At 72.9% G+C, this 17005-nt stretch carries 16 protein-coding genes; 3 read left to right on the top strand and 13 right to left on the bottom strand.

Annotation, left to right across the window (positions count from 1 at the left end):
* Nucleotides 1-24 precede the first annotated feature (24 nt).
* From ACQP10_RS03725 to ACQP10_RS03710, 4 genes are all read right to left on the bottom strand, one after another.
* Nucleotides 25-1353 carry an MFS transporter gene (locus ACQP10_RS03725; RefSeq protein ID WP_433540881.1) on the bottom strand — a complete coding sequence of 443 codons (1329 nt, stop codon included), beginning with the start codon at nucleotides 1351-1353 and terminating at the stop codon, nucleotides 25-27.
* Entirely contained in the window at nucleotides 1350-1961 is a 612-nt protein-coding gene (locus tag ACQP10_RS03720) for a helix-turn-helix domain-containing protein (RefSeq protein ID WP_346017736.1), read from the bottom strand. The genes ACQP10_RS03725 and ACQP10_RS03720 overlap by 4 nt, the downstream gene beginning before the upstream one ends.
* Nucleotides 1962-2074: 113 nt before the next feature.
* On the bottom strand, nucleotides 2075-2845 hold the full coding sequence (locus ACQP10_RS03715) for an NAD(P)H-binding protein (RefSeq protein WP_346017737.1): 771 nt from the start codon (nucleotides 2843-2845) through the stop codon (nucleotides 2075-2077).
* A gap of 164 nt (nucleotides 2846-3009) precedes the next feature.
* Complete coding sequence (locus ACQP10_RS03710) at nucleotides 3010-3870, bottom strand: NAD(P)H-binding protein (protein ID WP_346017738.1); 861 nt, start codon at nucleotides 3868-3870, stop codon at nucleotides 3010-3012.
* Between the two features lie 112 nt (nucleotides 3871-3982).
* Between ACQP10_RS03710 and ACQP10_RS03705 the strand changes: the two genes are divergently transcribed.
* A complete protein-coding gene (locus tag ACQP10_RS03705) occupies nucleotides 3983-4399 on the top strand; it encodes a winged helix-turn-helix transcriptional regulator (protein WP_346017739.1) in 417 nt (138 codons plus the stop codon).
* Nucleotides 4400-4590: 191 nt separating this feature from the next.
* On the opposite strand, the gene ACQP10_RS03700 is transcribed toward ACQP10_RS03705, so the two are convergent.
* The gene (locus ACQP10_RS03700) at nucleotides 4591-5298 is read right to left on the bottom strand and encodes a class I SAM-dependent methyltransferase (RefSeq protein WP_346017740.1); all 708 of its coding nucleotides are present in this window, start codon (nucleotides 5296-5298) and stop codon (nucleotides 4591-4593) included.
* Between the two features lie 169 nt (nucleotides 5299-5467).
* Here ACQP10_RS03700 and ACQP10_RS03695 point away from each other — a divergent pair, with 169 nt between their 5' ends.
* Nucleotides 5468-5926 (top strand): GNAT family N-acetyltransferase, encoded by a 459-nt coding sequence (locus tag ACQP10_RS03695; protein WP_346017741.1) that lies wholly within the window; start codon nucleotides 5468-5470, stop codon nucleotides 5924-5926.
* Here the strand turns inward: ACQP10_RS03695 and ACQP10_RS03690 are convergent.
* Nucleotides 5893-6939 (bottom strand): helix-turn-helix domain-containing protein, encoded by a 1047-nt coding sequence (locus ACQP10_RS03690; RefSeq protein ID WP_433540880.1) that lies wholly within the window; start codon nucleotides 6937-6939, stop codon nucleotides 5893-5895. The genes ACQP10_RS03695 and ACQP10_RS03690 overlap by 34 nt on opposite strands.
* 112 nt (nucleotides 6940-7051) lie before the next feature.
* Between ACQP10_RS03690 and ACQP10_RS03685 the strand changes: the two genes are divergently transcribed.
* Nucleotides 7052-8107: a saccharopine dehydrogenase family protein gene (locus tag ACQP10_RS03685; RefSeq protein WP_433540879.1), complete on the top strand. Its 1056-nt coding sequence runs from the start codon at nucleotides 7052-7054 to the stop codon at nucleotides 8105-8107.
* Nucleotides 8108-8203: 96 nt separating this feature from the next.
* On the opposite strand, the gene araA is transcribed toward ACQP10_RS03685, so the two are convergent.
* The 7 genes from araA to ACQP10_RS03650 form a co-directional block, all read right to left on the bottom strand.
* Nucleotides 8204-9685, bottom strand: coding sequence for an L-arabinose isomerase (araA, locus tag ACQP10_RS03680; RefSeq protein ID WP_399498977.1), 1482 nt, complete (start codon nucleotides 9683-9685; stop codon nucleotides 8204-8206).
* Nucleotides 9682-10359 carry an L-ribulose-5-phosphate 4-epimerase gene (locus ACQP10_RS03675; RefSeq protein WP_346017745.1) on the bottom strand — a complete coding sequence of 226 codons (678 nt, stop codon included), beginning with the start codon at nucleotides 10357-10359 and terminating at the stop codon, nucleotides 9682-9684. Before ACQP10_RS03675 ends, araA begins: the two co-directional genes overlap by 4 nt.
* Before the next feature lie 132 nt (nucleotides 10360-10491).
* A complete protein-coding gene (gene araB / locus ACQP10_RS03670; protein ID WP_346017746.1) occupies nucleotides 10492-12141 on the bottom strand; it encodes a ribulokinase in 1650 nt (549 codons plus the stop codon).
* Between the two features lie 57 nt (nucleotides 12142-12198).
* A complete protein-coding gene (yjfF, locus tag ACQP10_RS03665; protein ID WP_346019671.1) occupies nucleotides 12199-13182 on the bottom strand; it encodes a galactofuranose ABC transporter, permease protein YjfF in 984 nt (327 codons plus the stop codon).
* Complete coding sequence (locus tag ACQP10_RS03660) at nucleotides 13179-14288, bottom strand: ABC transporter permease (RefSeq protein WP_399498975.1); 1110 nt, start codon at nucleotides 14286-14288, stop codon at nucleotides 13179-13181. The genes yjfF and ACQP10_RS03660 overlap by 4 nt, the downstream gene beginning before the upstream one ends.
* Nucleotides 14285-15796, bottom strand: a complete 1512-nt coding sequence (locus tag ACQP10_RS03655; protein WP_399498974.1) for a sugar ABC transporter ATP-binding protein — start codon at nucleotides 15794-15796, stop codon at nucleotides 14285-14287. The genes ACQP10_RS03660 and ACQP10_RS03655 overlap by 4 nt, the downstream gene beginning before the upstream one ends.
* Before the next feature lie 90 nt (nucleotides 15797-15886).
* Nucleotides 15887-16861 carry an ABC transporter substrate-binding protein gene (locus tag ACQP10_RS03650; RefSeq protein WP_312873211.1) on the bottom strand — a complete coding sequence of 325 codons (975 nt, stop codon included), beginning with the start codon at nucleotides 16859-16861 and terminating at the stop codon, nucleotides 15887-15889.
* Between the last annotated feature and the right edge of the window lie 144 nt (nucleotides 16862-17005).

Below are 17005 nucleotides of genomic sequence, written 5' to 3'. Positions count from 1 at the left end.
CGGGGCGGGGAGGTGCGGGACCGGCTACGGAAGGCTCCGCGCCGGCGGGCACGCGGGGAAGTCGCGCAGGGGGCGGAGCGGGCCGAGCAGCAGGACGGTGAGGGAGAGGAGCTGGACGGCGGCCATCAGCCACATGGTCCCGCGGACGCCGACCGCCTCGCCCAGCACGCCGCCGAGCAGCCCGCCGAGGGGGATCGCGCCGTAGTTCAGCGCCGAGGTGCTCGCGGTGATCCGCCCGAACATCTCGGCCGGGCAGTACCGCTGGCGGAAGGTGCCGGTCAGGATGTTCGAGGCGACGATGCCCGCGCCCGCGCCGAAACCGGCGGCGGCGAAGAACGCCAGGCCCGTGCCGTCGCTGCCGGCCGGTCCGAGCAGCAGCATCGGCGCGGCGAACGCCTCGCACAGCAGGAATCCCCGTGCCGTCCCGAACCGCGCGGCGATCCGGCCGGCCAGCGCCGCCCCCAGCAGGCCGCCCGCGCCGGCCAGGGCCAGCACCACGCCCACCTGCCCGGGCTGGGCGCCGAGGTTCCGGGCGAGGAACACGACCTGGATCGACTGGTAGCCCATCAGCGCGATGTTGGACAGCGCGCTGAAGACGGTGAGCGTGCGCAGGTACGGATCGCCCACGACGAACCGCAGCCCGTCGCGGATCTCCGCGCGCAGCCGCCGCCTCGCCGTACCGTCCCGGCGTGTCCCGTTCCCCTTGCCACCCTGGCGCGTCTCGCCCGCCGTACCGTCCCGGCGTGTCTCGCGTGTGCGGATGGAGCGCAGGCACAGTACGGCGACGCCGAAGCTGACCGCGTCGGCCAGCACGCCGCTGACCGCGCCGAAGCCCTGCGCGAGCAGCCCCGCCAGTCCCGGGCCGGCGACCTGCGCGGCCGACTCGCTGCCCTGGAGCCTGGTGTTGGCAGCGAGCAGCCGCTCGTCTCCGACCAGGGTGGGGAGGTAGGCGCGGTAGGCGAGGTTGAAGAACACCTTCGCCACCCCGCCCGCCGTGGCCGCCGCGAGCAGGTGCGCCATCGTGAGCGCGCCGGACCACGCCGCGACCGGCACGCTCGCGAACACCGCCATCGAGACGGTGTTGCACGCCAGCATCACCGGCCGTTTCGGCAGCCGGTCCACCCACGCGCCGGCGGGCAGCCCGACCAGCAGCCACGGCAGCCAGGCGGCCGCGGTCAGCAGGCCGACGGAGAAGGTTCCGGCGCGCAGGGTGACCACGGCGACCAGCGGCAGCGCCACGCCGGCGACGGCGCTGCCGAGCATGCTCGTCGTCTCGCCGATCCACAGCAGCCGGAAGTCGCGCGTCCTCAGCGACCCGCCCCGTACGGCCGGCGTGGCGGCCGCCGCGGTCACGGCTGCCCGGGAACGGCACGGACGGACAGGAAGACGAGCTCGCGCTCCTGCCCGTCGTCGGGGACCTCCCGGTCCGCCAGCGAGGCGAGCAGGGCGAAGATCTTCTCCTCCAGCTCGGCGAGCTCGGCGACCGACAGCCTCGCCCAGTGGTCGGTGGTGAACGCGGCCCGCCGCCAGGGCTCGGGGTAGTCGTCGCGCGCGGCGAACCACTGCCGGACGAGGGCGGTCTGCCGCTCCAGGACCAGGGATTCGGCCGCCGCCGCCACGGGGTCGTCGGGGAAGTCCGACGGCGACCAGTTGAGGACGCCCGGCGACCTGCGCCACCAGCGTTCCCGGCGGTCGCGGGCGAGCTCGGGGACCTCCTCCACGAGCTCGCTCGCGGCGAGGACCTTCAGGTGGTGGCTGATGTTGCCGACGGCCTGCCCGGACTTCCCGGCGAGCACGGACGCCGTGGAGGGGCCGTCCACCCGCAGGATGTCCAGCAGGCGCCGGCGCAGCGGGTGGGACATCGCGGCCAGCACCTTCGAGTCGCGCACCTCGCGCACCCGGTCCGTCACGCGGGCCTCCGGCGTCTCGTCCGCCTCGCCGCCCGTCTGATGATCGCGCATCACCTCACCCTAGATGCACAACACCTCTTGTGCAATGACTCTTGTTCATTGATCCGACGCCGGACGGGCAGCGCTTCCGGCGCCGGACGGGCAGCGCTTCCGGCGCCGGACGATCAGCGCGGCGTGGCGTGAAGCTCCAGGGCGCGGGAGACGACCGTCTCGGCGGGCCTGCCGAGCACCCGCTCCAGGTCGGGGGTCTGCCGCTCCAGCAGGCCCGCGCGCACCTGAGCGTTGATCCAGCTCATGGCGCCCGGACCGGCGTCCGGCACCTCCCGGTACGGCACCCCCAGCGCCGCGGCCACCTCCGGGTGGCTCCACAGCGGGCCGGTGAGGTCGTACGCCCGGCCCAGGTGCCCCTCGCCCGTCAGCACGTTCGCGGCGGCCTCGGCCAGGTCCGACCGGAACGCGGTGTTCAGGCCGCGTCCCCCGGTGCTCGCGGTCAGCTCCCCGCCGGAGACCCGCGGGACGAACGGGTCGCCGTAGAAGGGATGCCGCAGGATCGTGTACGGCAGGCCGCTGCCGAGGACGGCCCGCTCGGTGGCGTGGTACGCCTCGGTCAGGCCGGTGGCGGCGGTGTCGGCCCCCAGGAAGCTGGTGAAGACGACGGCGCCGACGCCGGCGTCCTTCGCGGCGGCCACGGCGGCCAGGTGCTGCCCGATCCGGCGGGCGGTGTCGAGCTCCGGGGACGAGATCAGCAGCAGCCGGTCGACCCCGTCGAAGGCTTCGCGCAGGCTCGCCGGGTCGTCGTAGTCGCCGCGCCGTACCGGGACGCCCTCGGGGGCCCGTCCGGGGTCGCGCACCACGGCGACCACCTCCGCCCGGGTGCGCAGGTGAGCGATGACGAGGCGGCCGAGCGCGCCGGAGGCGGCCGAGACTGCGATCAACGGAGGACTCCACTCTGTGTGCGGTGGCCCTCAGTGAATTCCCGGCGGGCGGTGCGGCGCCACCGGTTTTCCGGCCGGCGGGAACCGCGGCCGGAAAACCGGTGGCGCCGTGCCCTCGCGTCCCGAACGGGACGGTGGACGTGACCGGCCTGCGGATGCGTAGATCACCGGAAGGCGGCGGCGTGGCGGCGGGCCCAGTCGGCGAAGCTCCCCGGCGCGCGGCCGAGGACCCGCTCGACATCGGGGCTGACGCGCTGCTCGGCGGGGGTGGGCTCACCGAGGATGGCCAGGGTGGTCTCGACCACGGGCTCGGGCATGAACCGCAGCATCTCCGCGCGGGCCTCGTCGCGGGTCTGCTCGACGAACCGGACGGGTTCGCCGAGCGCGTCACCGATCGCCCGGACCCGCTGCCGGGGTGTGGTGAGGACGGGCCCGGTCAGTTCGTAGATCTGCCCGGCGTGGCCGTCCTCGTGCAGCGCCGCGGCGGCGACGCCGGCGATGTCGGCCGGATCGACGGTCGGCAGGCCGATGTCACCGAAGGGCGCGGCGACGGTCCGCCGGGTGCGGACCGATTCCGACCAGGCGTAGGCGTTGGAGTGGAAACCGCTGGGCCGCAGGATGGTCCAGTCCATACCCGACCGCCGGACGGCGTCCTCGATGGACCGTCCCACGATCCCGTGGGAGGCCGAGGCCGGCCGGGTCGCGACCCCCTGGGAGGACAGCACCACGACCCGTCCTACTCCGCCGGCCTTGGCCGCGTCGAGGATGTCCTGCGGCCTCAGCAGGTGCGCGCTGGTGGCGGTGTCGTGCAGGAACAGCGCGTCGGCGCCGTCCAGCACCGGCCGGAGGCCCTCCGGGGTGGTGAGATCAACCCGGTGGTGCCGGACTCCCCGCGGCACGTCCGCGTCCGAGATCCGCCGGGACGTCGCCGTCACCCGCCGTTCCGCGTCCGCGAGTATCCGTACGAGCGATCGGCCGACGTTGCCCGTCGCGCCCGTCACCACGATCATGAACAGCTCCCTCATAACGTGATCCTGGTCCTCCACGTCCGAACGGACGGGGACCTCACCGGGGCGGCGACTCCGCCGCGGCTCAGGCGACGCTAACACCGTCGATATAGTAGGTACCTAGAGGAAAGTGACTATCTCAGAGGAGGGCGGCATGGGCGGTGACATGCCCTGGCCGGCGGACGCGTCGGCCGACCCCGGGAACGCCTGCCCGATCGCCCCGGTCGTGGACATCGTGTTCAGCAGGTGGACCACGCCGATCCTGTGGACGCTCCACGCGCACGGCCGCCAGCGGTTCGTCGAGCTGCAACGACGGGTCACCACGATCACCCCGAAGGTGCTGACCCAGCGGCTGCGTCAGCTCGAACGCGACGGCCTGATCGTGCGCACCTATCACCCGGAGGTCCCCCCTCGGGTGGAGTACGAGATCAGTGAGCTCGGTCGCAGCCTCGCCCCGCTGTTCGCCCATCTCGCCGAGTGGGCCGCCACCAATCTCGGCGAGGTCGAACGGGCCCGGCACGACTACGACGCCTCGCCGACCGCGTAGCGCTCCGGCCCGGCCGCCCCGGGCGGGCGGACCGGACGGGCGGACCGGCGTCACCACCTGACCGGTCCGCGTTCCGGCGGCCGACCGCCTCGGCCTCCCGGACGGCCCGGCCGCGTCCCACGAAGGGACCGCGGCCGGGCGTTCATCTCTCGGGCGAGCCCGCGACGGCCCGCGTCAGGCCGTCCGTCGCCTCAGGGGAGCCGCCAGGCGAGGAGTCCCTCGGGCGCGTCGGCCCGGGTGAAGCCCGCCCCGGTCAGCTCCTTCTCGATCACCTCCCGCGAGGGGCGGTAGGCGTGGCCGACGATCTCCTGCTCGTCGACCACCCTGTCGCCCTCGGTGATCCGGTAGAGGTACCGGGCCTTGCACGCCTCCTCCCCGTCCGACTCGATGATCTCCGACAGGACCGTGTAGGTGTGCCGGCCCACCCGCCGCGAGTCCAGCTCCCGCATCGGACCCGGCGCGGGCGGGCCGCCGTCGCGCCAGGTGAAGACCAGCAGGCCGCCGGGTTCCAGGTGGGCGGCCAGCACCGGCCAGAGCCGCGCGCGGTAGTCCGGCTCCAGGGCGTACATCACGTTGATCATCACCATGGCCTCGACCGGCTCGGCCAGGTCCAGGCCCAGCGCGTCGCAGGGCAGCACGGTCACCCGCTCCAGCAGCTCCGGGCGCGCGGTCAGCCGCGACAACAGCACCCCGCGCATGCCGGCCGAGGGCTCCAGCGCGAAGATCTCGGCCGGGGTCCAGTCGGCCAGCGACGTGGTGATCAGGCCGGTCCCCGCGCCGATCTCCAGGATGCTCCGCCGTACCCCGGCGAGGAGCGGGGGCAGCTTCTCGCGGATCTCCGGCACATGCGCGTTCTCGTGGAGGAGGTCGTAGAAGGGGAGGGCGATGAAGTCGGTCATGGCGGGCAACGCTAGCCCGAACGGGCCGCCGAGCGGGACGAATCCCCCATGGCCGCATGCTCTCACCCGGCACCGACGAAACCCCGTCGTGTGTCCGGTCGTCCGGGGCCCCGCGGCTCCGCGTCGCGTGAACGGGTCACCGCGGACATGGGACGGCGGCCCCCGGGGCATGACCCTGATCATGGACGTCGAGATCGAGATCCTCCGCGAGGCGAGCGACGAGGTCGTGGCCGCGCTCGGCCTGCTCCTGCCGCAGCTGTCGGCGACGGCGGGGGCCCCGGACCGCGAGGCCGTGGCCCGGCTGCTGGCCTTCGAGGCGAACACGGTGCTGGCGGCACGTCTCCAGGGCCGGATCGTGGGCACGCTGACCCTGGTCGCCTTCCCCCTGCCGTCCGGGCTCCGCGCGCGCATCGAGGACGTCGTGGTGGACCAGGCCGCGCGCGGGCGGGGCGTGGCGGCGGCGCTGACGGACACGGCCCTGGAACTGGCGAGGCGGATGGGCGCCCGCACGGTCGATCTGACGTCCCGGCCGTCGCGGGAGGCGGCGAACCGGCTGTACGAGCGCGCCGGGTTCCGGCGCCGGGACTCGGCGGTCTACCGGTTCGAACTGGACCCCGCGGGACCGTGAGCGGCGCGATCCGTCCCGCTGCCGTCGGAACCGTGGGCGGCGGAGCCCGTCCCGCCGCCGTCCGGGGCGGGGCGGGTCCGTGAGCGGAAGGTGCGCCGGTAGGTGTCCGGTGGCACGCCGACCGTGCGGTTGAAGTGCCGGCGCAGCGTCGTGGCGGTGCCCATGCCGGTGGCCGCCGCGATGGTGTCGACACCGTCATCTGTGGTCTCCAGCAGTTCCTGGGCGTGACGGATCCGCTGGGTCAGCAGCCACTGCAGCGGGGTGGTGCCGGTCACCGACCTGAAGTGGCGGTTCAGGTGGCGCGAGCTCATCCGCGCCCGGCGGGCCAGGTCCTCCACGGTCAGCGGGCGGTCCAGCCGTTCGATCACCCAGGGGAACAGTTCGGCGAGCGGGTGGTTGTCCGGGGCGGGCACCGGGGTGGTGACGAACTGGGCCTGGCCGCCGTCCCGGTGCGGCGGCACGACCAGGCGGCGGGCGGCCGTGTTGGCGGTCGAGGAGCCGTGGTCGAGGCGGACGAGGTGCAGGCACAGGTCCATGGCCGCGGCCTTGCCGGCGGAGGTGAGCACGCTGCCCTCGTCCACGTACAGGACGTCCGGGTCCACCTCCACCCGTGGGTGGCGGACGGCCAGGTCCCGGGTGTGCGCCCAGTGCGTGGTCGCGCGCCTGCCGTCCAGCAGGCCGGCGGCGGCCAGCACGAACGCGCCCGTGCAGAGGGAGGCCACGCGTGCGCCCGCCTCGTGGGCCTCGCGCACCGCGTCGACCAGGTCGGCGGGCGGATCGACGTCGACGTCGGCCCAGCCCGGGACGATCACGGTGTCGGCGTGCCGGAGCCGGTCGAGGCCGTGGTCGGGCTCCAGCAGGAAGCTGCCGGTCCGCACGGCGCCCGGCCCGCAGAGCATGAGGCGGTACCAGGGGCCCGTCACACCGTCGGGACAGGTTCCGAAGACCTCGTGGGCCAGCGACAGCTCGAAGTGCAGCATTCCGTCGGTGACGGCCAGCGCGACAGTGTGCATGTCCGGAATTGTACGGGTCATGGCGTTCCAGACACTCACGGCGGGATGTTCGCCGCCGCCAGGATGTTCACCACGGATCGCGGCAGATCATTCGAGTGCGAGGAGAGAAGTCATGGCATCGGGGACATCAGAGGCGTCGGGGGCGTCGGGCCTCAAGGTGGCGGTGTTCGGCGCATACGGGCACACCGGGCGCTTCGTGGCGGCGCGGCTGCGGGAGCGCGGGTTCGTCCCGGTCCTGTCCGGCCGTGACGCCGGCAGGCTGGAGACGATGGCGTCCGAATCGGGGCTGGAGGCCCGCCCGGCGTCGGTCGACGACCCGGCCTCGCTCGACCGCGCGCTGGCCGGCACGGCGGCCGTGATCAACTGTGCCGGACCCTTCGCCTCGACGGCCGCCCCCGTGATCGAGGCGGCGCTGCGCGCCGGGATCCCGTACGTGGACGTGGCGGCCGAGATCGAGGCCAACGCCGACACCTTCGCGCACTTCACGGACCGCGCCCGCGCCGCGGGAGTGGCGGTCGTCCCCGCGATGGCCTTCTACGGCGGTCTCGGCGACCTGCTGGCCACCGCCGCGATGGGCGACTGGAGCGCGGCCGACGAGGCGCACGTCGCGTACGGGCTGAGCAGCTGGCACCCGACCCCCGGGACCCGCGCCTCGGGCGTGGTCTCCGGGGAGCGGCGGGCCGGCCGGCGCGTCCGTCACACGAACGGCCGGCTGGAGTACCACGACGACGCCCTGCCGACCCTGGAGTGGCCCTTCCCCGAGCCGATGGGGCCCCGGGCCGTCATCGGGGAGTTCACGATGGCCGACGTCGTCACCATTCCCAGCCACCTGCCCATCCCCGAGGTGCGCACCTACATGACGGTCGAGGCCGCCAGGGACCTGTCGGATCCGGACACGCCGGCGCCGGCCCCGGTCGACGAGCGCGGGCGGTCCGCGCAGACCTTCCTCGTCGACGTCGTCGTGCGCTCCGGCGACGCCGAACGGCGCGCCGTGGCGAGCGGCCGGGACATCTACGCCGTCACCGCGCCGCTCGCGGTGGAGGCGGTCGACCGTATCCTCACCGGACGGACCAGGACGGTCGGCGTCGCCTCCGCCGGTGAGATCTTCGACGCCGCCGACTTCCTCCGCGCGCTGTCCCCGTACATCTCCCTCGAACTACGCCCGTGACGGGCGGGCAGCCCGTGCCGCCGCGGTCGCGGCGGCTCCCCGCCCGGTACGGCGGGACGACCGGCGGGATACTCCTCGCCGGCCGCCACGGACGCGTCAGAACCCCTGCGCGAGCCGGTAGTAGGCCTGGTTCCAGCGCAACTCCTTGGCGAACCGCCGGGAGGTGGTCTCGGCGTCGATGACGAGCAGCTCGACACCGAGCATGTCGGCGAGGTCGGTGAGCTCCTCGGCCCCGACCGCCGCGGACAGCACGGTGTGGTGCGGCGCGCCGGCCGTCAGCCACGACTCGGCGGAGGTCCGCAGGTCGGGCCGCGGCCGCCAGACGGCGCGGGCCACCGGCAGGCGCGGCAGCGGCTCCGGCGGGACGACGACGTCGATCTCGTTGGCCACCAGGCGGAACCGGTCGCCCATGTCGGCCAGGCCGACCACCAAGGCCGGTCCGGGCCGGGCGTCGAACACCAGCCGCACCGGGTCCTCCCGGTTGCCGATGCCCAGCGGGTGGATCTCGCACGAGGGCGTGCCCTCGGCGATGCTGGGGCAGACCTCCAGCATGTGGGCGCCGAGGATCAGCTCCTCCCCCGGGGTGAGGTGGTAGGTGTAGTCCTCCATGAAGGAGGTGCCGCCCGGCAGCCCGGCCGACATCGCCTTCAGCGTGCGCAGCAGCACCGAGGTCTTCCAGTCGCCCTCGCCGCCGAAGCCGTAGCCGTCGGCCATGAGCCGCTGTACGGCGAGCCCCGGGAGCTGCCGCAGCCCGCCGAGGTCCTCGAAGTTCGTGGTGAACGCCCGGAACCCGCCGGCCTCCAGGAAGGCGCGCAGGCCCAGCTCGATGCGGGCCGCGTAACGCAGGGAGTCGTGCCGCCCACCGTCCGCGCGCAGCTCGGGGGCCATCCGGTAGAGGTCCTCGTACTCCTTGACCAGCGCGCCCACGTCGGCGTCCGACGCGGCGTCCACGGCCTCGACCAGGTCGTTGACGCCGTAGGTGTTGACCGACACGCCGAACCGGAGCTGGGCCTCGACCTTGTCGCCCTCGGTCACCGCCACGTCGCGCATGTTGTCGCCGAAGCGGGCGAGCCGGAGGGAGGTCAGCTCGGCCCGCCCGGCGGCGGCCCGCGCCCACGCGGCGACGCGCGCCGCCACGGCGGGGTCGCCGACGTGCCCGGCGACGGTCTTACGCGGCACCCCGAGCCTGGCCTGGATGTGGCCGAACTCGCGGTCGCCGTGCGCGGCCTGGTTGAGGTTCATGAAGTCCATGTCGATGGAGCTCCACGGCAGCTCGACGTTGGCCTGCGTGTGCAGGTGCAGCAGCGGCTTGCGCAGCGCGTCGAGTCCGGCGATCCACATCTTGGCCGGGGAGAACGTGTGCATCCACGCGATGAGGCCGGCGCAGTCGTCGTCGGCGTTCGCCTCCAGGCACACCCGGCGGATGGCCGCCGCGTCGGTGAGCACCGGCAGCCACTCCACCTCGAACGGCAGCGCCTCGCCCAGTGTCCCGGCGATCTCCCGGGACTGCCCGGCCACCTGGCGCAGCGTGTCCTCGCCGTACAGGCCCTGGCTGCCGGTCAGGAACCATAGCTTCACCGGTGACTCCTCTGTCCGTAGACGTTCTGGTAGCGGTCGTACAGGCTGTCGACGTCGCCCGGGGCGATCGGCGCCGGGGCACCGAGCTGGCGGGCGACGTGCACGGTGCGGGCGACGTCCTCGCACATCACGGCCGTCTTGACGGCCGCCTTCGGCGACTCGCCGATCGTGAAGACCCCGTGGTTGCGCATGAGGACCGCGCGGGAGCGGTGCCCGGTCAGGGTCTCCACGATCCCCCGGCCGATGTCGTCGCCGCCGATCAGCGCGAACGGCCCGACCGGGATCTCACCGCCGAACTCGTCGGCCATCGCGGTCAGCACGCAGGGGATCGGCTCGCCCCGGGCCGCCCAGGCGGAGGCGTACGTGGAGTGGGTGTGCGCCACCCCGTTCACCTCCGGCATGTGCCGGTAGACGTAGGCGTGCGCGGCCGTGTCGCTGGAGGGCGCGAGCGACCCCTCGACGAGGTCGCCGTCCAGGTCGCACACGACGATCGACTCCGGGGTCAGGTCGTCGTACGACACGCCGCTGGGCTTGATGACGAAAAGGTCCGCCCCGGGCACCCGCCCGGAGATGTTGCCCGCGGTCCACGCCACGAGGCCGTAGCGGACCAGCTCGGTGTGGAGGCGGCAGACGGTCTCCCGCAGCTCCTCGATCACACGCTTCTCCTCGTTCATCCGCCCGCCCCGATCACACGCTTCTCCTCGTTCCGGCCGCCGCTCGCCCGCTCGTCCCGCCTCTGGTCGCCGTTCACCCGCTCGTCCCGCTCCCGATGGCCGCTCACCCGCTCGCCTCGTTCCGGTCGCGCCTCACGCGCTCGCCTCGTTCCTGATCGCGCGGAGCCGGTGCAGCATGCCGCCGTCCGCGAAGTGGTCGTGCAGCCGGCGGTACTCGGCGTACAGCCGGTCGTAGGCGTCGGCCCGTTTCGGGTCGGGCAGGTAGGCGCCGGTGACGCGCTTGCCCATCGCCGCCGCGGCCGCCGTGATGTCGGGATGGGCGCCCGCGGCGACGGCCGCGTGGATCGCCGAGCCGAGGGCCGGTCCCTGGCCGGAGCCGATCACCGACAGCGGCCGGCGCAGCACGTCGGCGTACACCTGCATGAGGAAGGGGTTCCTCAGCAGGCCGCCGGCGACCACGAACTCCTCCACCGGCACGCCGGCGCCCTCGAACGTCTCCACGATCAGGCGGGCGCCGTACGCGGTGGCCTCGATGAGCGCGCGGTAGACGTCCTCGGGCCGGGTGGCGAGCGTCTGCCCGGCGATCACGCCGGACAGGGTGTGGTCGACCAGGATGGAGCGGTTGCCGCCGTGCCAGTCGAGCGCGACCAGCCCGTGCTGCCCGACCCTCTGCTCCGCGGCCAGCTCCGTCAGGTACTCGTGCGGGCCGAGGCTCCGCTCCGCGGCCCGCACGGCGTACGGCGCGGGCACGCAGTGGTCCACGTACCAGGCGAGGATGTCGCCGACGGCGGACTGGCCCGCCTCGTAGCCCCACAGGCCGGGCACGACGCCGTCGCGCACCACCCCGCACATCCCGGGCACCTCGGCCAGGCGGTCGGAGCACATGACGTGGCAGGTGGAGGTGCCCATGATGGCGACCATCTGGCCGGGCCGCACCGCGTCGGCGGCGGCCGCGGTGACGTGCGCGTCGACGTTGCCGACGGCCACCGCGATGCCCTCGGGCAGGCCCGTCCACCCGGCGGCCCGCGCGGTCAGCCGACCGGCGAGGCCACCGAGCGGCGCGAGCTCCCGGCCGAGCTTGCCGGTGAAACCGGCGAAGGAGGGGTTCAGCGCGGCCAGGAAGTCCTCGGAGGGGTAGCCGCCGTCCTGGAAGATCCCCTTGTAGCCGGCGGTGCAGACGTTGCGGGTCTCCACACCGGTGAGCTGCCAGACGATCCAGTCGGCGGCCTCGATCCAGCGGTCGGCCAGCGCGTAGGTCTCCGGGTCCTCCTCCAGGACCTGCAGGCCCTTTGCGAACTCCCACTCGGAGGAGATCCTGCCGCCGTACCGGGGCAGCCAGGGCTCGCCGCGCCGGGCGGCCAGCGCGTTGATCCGGTCGGCGTGCGGCTGCGCCGCGTGGTGCTTCCACAGCTTGGGCCAGGCGTGCGGCCGGCCGGGCCGCGACTCGCACAGCGGGACGCCGTCCGCCGTGGCGGGCAGCACCGTGCAGGCCGTGAAGTCGGTGCCGACGCCGATCACCCGCTCCGGCGGGACCCCCGACGCCGCCAGTGCCTCCGGTACGGCGTGCCGCAGCACGTCGATCCAGTCCTGGGGCGCCTGCAGCGCCCAGTCGGGACCGAGGCGGACGCCCGACCCGGGGAGGGCGTCCTCGATCACCCCGTGGGCGTACTCGTGGACCGCGCCGCCCAGCTCCGCGCCGTCGCTCACCCGCACCACCACGGCCCTGCCCGACAGGGTCCCGAAGTCGACGCCGACGACGTAGCGCTCGCCGTTACCGCTCACATGCTCTCCAAACTCGTCACGCGCTCTCCGGACTCGACGGTGGGGACGTCCCGGCGGCTACCGCCTGCGGGCCGTGATCAGGCGCTGCATCAGGATGAAGACGAACAGAAGCAGGCCGATGAGGATCCGCGTCCACCAGGAGCTCAGCGTGCCCTCGAAGCTGATGATCGTCTGGATCAGGCCGAGCACGAGCACGCCCAGCACGGTGCCGAACAGGTAGCCCGAGCCGCCGGTCAGCAGGGTTCCGCCGATCACGACGGCCCCGATCGCGTCGAGCTCCATCCCGACCGCGTGCAGGCCGTACCCGGACAGCATGTAGAACGACAGCACCAGGCCGCCGAGCGCGGAGCAGAAGCCGCTGACCGTGTAGACGGCGATCTTCGTCCGCGCCACCGGGAGGCCCATGAGCAGCGCCGACTGCTCGTTCCCGCCGGTGGCGTACACGTTCCGGCCGAGCCGGGTGTGGTGGAGCGTGTACGCCGCCACGACGACCACGGCGGCGGCGACCAGCACGCCGGGCGAGATCCACATGTCCGCGCCGAGGTCGATCCGCGTCTGTGCGAACGCGGTGAACACCGGATCGTCGATGGGGATCGACCGGGTGCCGATCGTGTAGCACAGGCCGCGGGCCAGGAACATCCCGGCGAGCGTCACGATGAACGGCTGGATCTCGAAGTAGTGGATGATCGCGCCCATGCCGAGGCCGAGGACCGCCCCGATGAGCAGCACGAGCACCATGACCGGCCAGGGGGACCAGCCCTGTTTCAGCAGCGTCGCGGCGACCATGGTGGACAGCGCCACCACCGAGCCGACCGACAGGTCGATGCCGCCCGCGAGGATCACGAAGGTCATCCCGACGGCCACGACCAGCAGGAACGCGTTGTCGATGAAGACGTTGAGGATGATCTGCCCGGTGGCGAACCCCTCGTACCGGATGCCCCCCGCGGCGAACATGGCGAGGAACAGCGCGGCCGTGACCAGGACCGGGACGTATCTGCGCGGCACCCGGGCCCTGCGGCCCGGGACGGTCGCGACGGTCATGCCGAGACCCTCACCTTCTCTTCCGCCACCGGGGACGCGCCGGCGGGGCGGCGGCGCCGGTGGAAGACCTTCGCGCGGAAGGCCGGGGACTGGACCAGACAGACGACGGTCACCACGAGCGCCTTGAACAGCAGCGTCGTCTCCGGCGGCACGCCGATCGAGTAGATCGTGGTGGTCAGCGTCTGGATGATGAGCGCGCCCAGCACGGTGCCGCCGAGCGAGAACCGGCCGCCCGACAGCGGGGTGCCGCCGATCACGACGGCCAGGATCGCGTCCAGCTCGATCCACAGCCCGGCGTTGTTGCCGTCGGCGCTGGAGACGTTCGAGCTGATCATGAGCCCGGCGATCCCCGCGCACAGCGCGCAGAACGTGTAGACGGTCAGGATCACCCCGCGCGCGCCGATGCCGGCCAGCCGGCTCGCCTCGGCGTTGCCGCCGACCGACTCGATGAGCAGGCCGAGGGCGAGCCGCCGGGTGAGGAACGCGGTCAGCGCCAGCACCGCGAGCACGATGACGATCCCGAACGGCAGCGTGAGCCAGTAGCCCCCGCCGATCAGCTTGTACGGCGCGCTGTTGACCGTGATGATCTGGCCGTCGGTGATGAGCTGGGCGAGTCCGCGCCCGGCGACCATGAGGATCAGCGTCGCGATGATGGGCTGGACCCCCACGCCCGCGACGAGCAGGCCGTTCCAGGCGCCGAGCGCCACCGACAGCGCGAGGGCGACGCCGGCCGCCGCCAGCACGCCGCCCGCCGAGTTCTGGTCGCCGAGGTCGCTGATCCGCAGGCACGCGAGCGCCCCGGAGATCGCCACGACCGAGCCCACCGACAGGTCGATCCCGCGGGTCGCGATGACCAGCGTCATGCCCAGCGCCACGAGGATCAGCGGCGCGCCGAACCTGACGATGTCGATCAGGCTGCCGTAGAGGTGGCCGTCCTTGAGCTCGACCCTGAAGAAGCCGTCGGTGAACACCGGGTTGATCAGCAGCAGCGCCACCAGGATCACGGCGGGCCAGAACAGGCGGTGCCCGAGCAGGCGGCGTCCGGGCGAGGCGGACGCGGGCCCGGAGGCTGGTGCGGGCGCGGGCGAGGGTGCAGGTGCGGTCATGACGCGGCTCCGCTCGCGATCGTCTCCATCAGGGCGCCGGTGGTCAGTCGCTCGTCGTTGTCGATCTCGGCGACGAGGCGGCGGTCGCGCAGCACGCCGACCCGGTGGCTGAGCCGCAGGACCTCCTCCAGCTCGGCGGAGATGAACAGCACGGCCATCCCGCCGCCGGACAGCTCGGCCACCAGGCGCTGGATCTCCGCCTTCGCGCCGATGTCGATGCCGCGGGTGGGCTCGTCGAGGATGAGCAGCCGGGGCTCCAGGATGAGCCAGCGGGCCAGCAGCACCTTCTGCTGGTTGCCGCCGCTGAGGTTCCTGACGGGCTGCTCGGGGTCGGCCGGGCGGATGTTCAGCGCGGAGACGTATTTGGCGACCAGCTCGTCCTGTCTGCGCCGGGGGATCGGCCGGGTCCACCCACGGGCCGCCTGCAGCGCGAGGACGATGTTCTCCCGCACGGTGAGGTCGGGCACGAGCCCCTCCTCCCGCCGGTTCTCGGAGCAGAAGGCGAGGCGGTGGCGGATCGCCGCCCGGGGCGTGCGCAGGCCGACCGTCTCTCCCCCGATCCGCAGCGAGCCGGTGCCCGCGTGGTCGGCGCCGAACAGCAGCCGGGCGACCTCGGTACGGCCCGAGCCGAGCAGCCCGGCCAGGCCGACCACCTCGCCCTCGCGGATGGTCAGCGTGAACGGCTCGATCGCCCTGGACCGGCCCAGCCCGTCCGCCTCCACGAGCGGCGCGCCCTCCCTGGCGGGCGGCCTGTCCTCCAGCCGCTCCAGGTCGGCGAGCTCACGGCCGATCATCTTGGCGACCAGGTCCACCTGGCTCAGCTCGCTCGTGAGGTACTCCCCCACGAGCCGGCCGTTGCGCAGGATCGTCATGCGGTCGGCGATCTCGTAGATCTGGTCGAGGAAGTGCGAGACGAACAGGATCGCGATGCCCTGCTCCTTCAGCCGCCGCATCACCCGGAACAGCTGGGCCACCTCGTCCTTGTCGAGGCTGGAGGTCGGCTCGTCGAGGATGAGGACCCGGGCGTCGACGTCCAGGGCGCGGGCGATGGCCACCATCTGCTGGACGGCCGGCGAGTACGCCGACAGGGGGGCCGACACGTCGATGTGGAGGTCGAGGCGGCCCAGCAGCTCGGCGGCCCGGCGGCGGCCCTCCTTCCAGCGGATGCGGCCGAGGCGGCGGGGTTCCCGGCCGATGACGACGTTCTCGGTGACGGAGAGGTTCGGGCAGAGGTTGACCTCCTGGTAGACCGTGCTGATGCCGGCCTGCCGGGCGGCCTGCGGGCCGGGGAAGGCCACCGGGCGGCCCGCCAGCTCGATCTCGCCGGAGTCGATGCCGTACACGCCGGTCAGCACCTTGATCAGCGTGGACTTGCCGGCGCCGTTCTCTCCCATGAGCGCGTGGACCTCGCCGGGCAGCAGCCGGAAGTCCACGCCGTCCAGCGCCTTCACGCCGGGGAACTGTTTGCCGATCCCTTTCATCCGCAGGATCGGCGCGGGTGGGGCCATGTGGCGTCTCTCTCCTCGTCGGCTGTCCTCACCGGCTCTCCTCACCGGCCGGCGGGCCGCCCCCGTTCCACGGGGGCGGCCGGTCCCGGATCAGTACTTGCGACCGGGCAGCGCGTCCTTCGCCTGCTCCTGGGTGAACGTGGTCTCCTCCGTCACGACACGGTCGGGGACCTGCTCGCCCTTCACGACCTTCTTGGCCAGGTCCATGAGCTGGGGGCCGAGCAGCGGGCTGCACTCGACGATGAAGCTGATCTTTCCGTCGGCCAGCGCCTGCATGCCGTCGTGGACCGCGTCCACCGAGATGATCTTGATGTCCTTGCCGGGCACCTTGCCGGCGCCCTCGATGGCCTCGATCGCGCCGAGCGCCATGTCGTCGTTGTGCGCGTACAGGACGTCGATCTTCGGGTTGGCCTTGAGGAACGCCTCCATGACCTCCTTGCCCTTGGCCCGGGTGAAGTCGCCGGTCTGCGAGGCGATGACCTTGAACCTGGGGTCGGCGGAGACGACCTGCTCGAAGCCCTCCTTGCGGTCGTTGGCCGGGGCGGACCCCGTCGTGCCCTCAAGCTGGACGATGTTCACCTGGTCGGTGCCGTCCTTGTACTGGTCGACCAGCCACTGGCCGGCCTTCTTGCCCTCCTCGACGAAGTCGGAGCCGAGGAAGGTCTTGTAGAGGCTCTTGTCCTGCGAGTCCACGGCCCGGTCGGTCAGGATGACCGGGATCTTGGCGTTCCTCGCCTCGTTCAGCACCGTGTCCCAGCCCGACTCGACGACCGGCGAGAACGCGATGACGTCGACCTTCTGCTGGATGTAGGAGCGGATCGCCTTGATCTGGTTCTCCTGCTTCTGCTGGGCGTCGGAGAACTTCAGCTCGACGCCCGCCGACTTCGCGGACTCCTGGACCGACTTGGTGTTGGCCGTGCGCCAGCCGCTCTCCGCGCCGACCTGGGCGAAACCCATGACGATCTTCCCGTCGGACGAGCCGCCCGAGCCGCCTGAACCACTGCATCCGGCCATGGCCAGTGTCGTGACGCCGACCAGGACCAGCGCCGAGATCCTCTTGAACACGGGGGTTCCTTTCTGGGGGTCAGTGCCGGGACGACGGAGCCCCCCCTTGCCCGGCCTCGATGCCCGGCGCTCGGCCCCGCCGAATGCTCCTCGCGTTCGGCTTGAGAAGACTGTGAGCGTTAACATTACGTGTCGTCAAGATGG

It is taken from the genome of Streptosporangium sandarakinum, assembly GCF_050942225.1.
Classification (GTDB): Bacteria; Actinomycetota; Actinomycetes; order Streptosporangiales; family Streptosporangiaceae; genus Streptosporangium; species Streptosporangium nondiastaticum.
This window is presented reverse-complemented; position numbering and strand designations above follow the sequence as displayed.

Bases quoted from the DNA above. Each gene is read 5' to 3' on its own strand.
- yjfF (WP_346019671.1), bottom strand. From the start codon at position 13,182: ATGACCGTCGCGACCGTCCCGGGCCGCAGGGCCCGGGTGCCGCGCAGA.
- ACQP10_RS03710 (WP_346017738.1), bottom strand. From the start codon at position 3,870: ATGAGGGAGCTGTTCATGATCGTGGTGACGGGCGCGACGGGCAACGTC.
- ACQP10_RS03700 (WP_346017740.1), bottom strand. From the start codon at position 5,298: ATGACCGACTTCATCGCCCTCCCCTTCTACGACCTCCTCCACGAGAAC.
- ACQP10_RS03655 (WP_399498974.1), bottom strand. From the start codon at position 15,796: ATGGCCCCACCCGCGCCGATCCTGCGGATGAAAGGGATCGGCAAACAG.
- ACQP10_RS03695 (WP_346017741.1), top strand. From the start codon at position 5,468: ATGACCCTGATCATGGACGTCGAGATCGAGATCCTCCGCGAGGCGAGC.
- ACQP10_RS03685 (WP_433540879.1), top strand. From the start codon at position 7,052: ATGGCATCGGGGACATCAGAGGCGTCGGGGGCGTCGGGCCTCAAGGTG.
- ACQP10_RS03720 (WP_346017736.1), bottom strand. From the start codon at position 1,961: ATGCGCGATCATCAGACGGGCGGCGAGGCGGACGAGACGCCGGAGGCC.
- ACQP10_RS03675 (WP_346017745.1), bottom strand. From the start codon at position 10,359: ATGAACGAGGAGAAGCGTGTGATCGAGGAGCTGCGGGAGACCGTCTGC.
- ACQP10_RS03660 (WP_399498975.1), bottom strand. From the start codon at position 14,288: ATGACCGCACCTGCACCCTCGCCCGCGCCCGCACCAGCCTCCGGGCCC.
- ACQP10_RS03690 (WP_433540880.1), bottom strand. From the start codon at position 6,939: ATGCACACTGTCGCGCTGGCCGTCACCGACGGAATGCTGCACTTCGAG.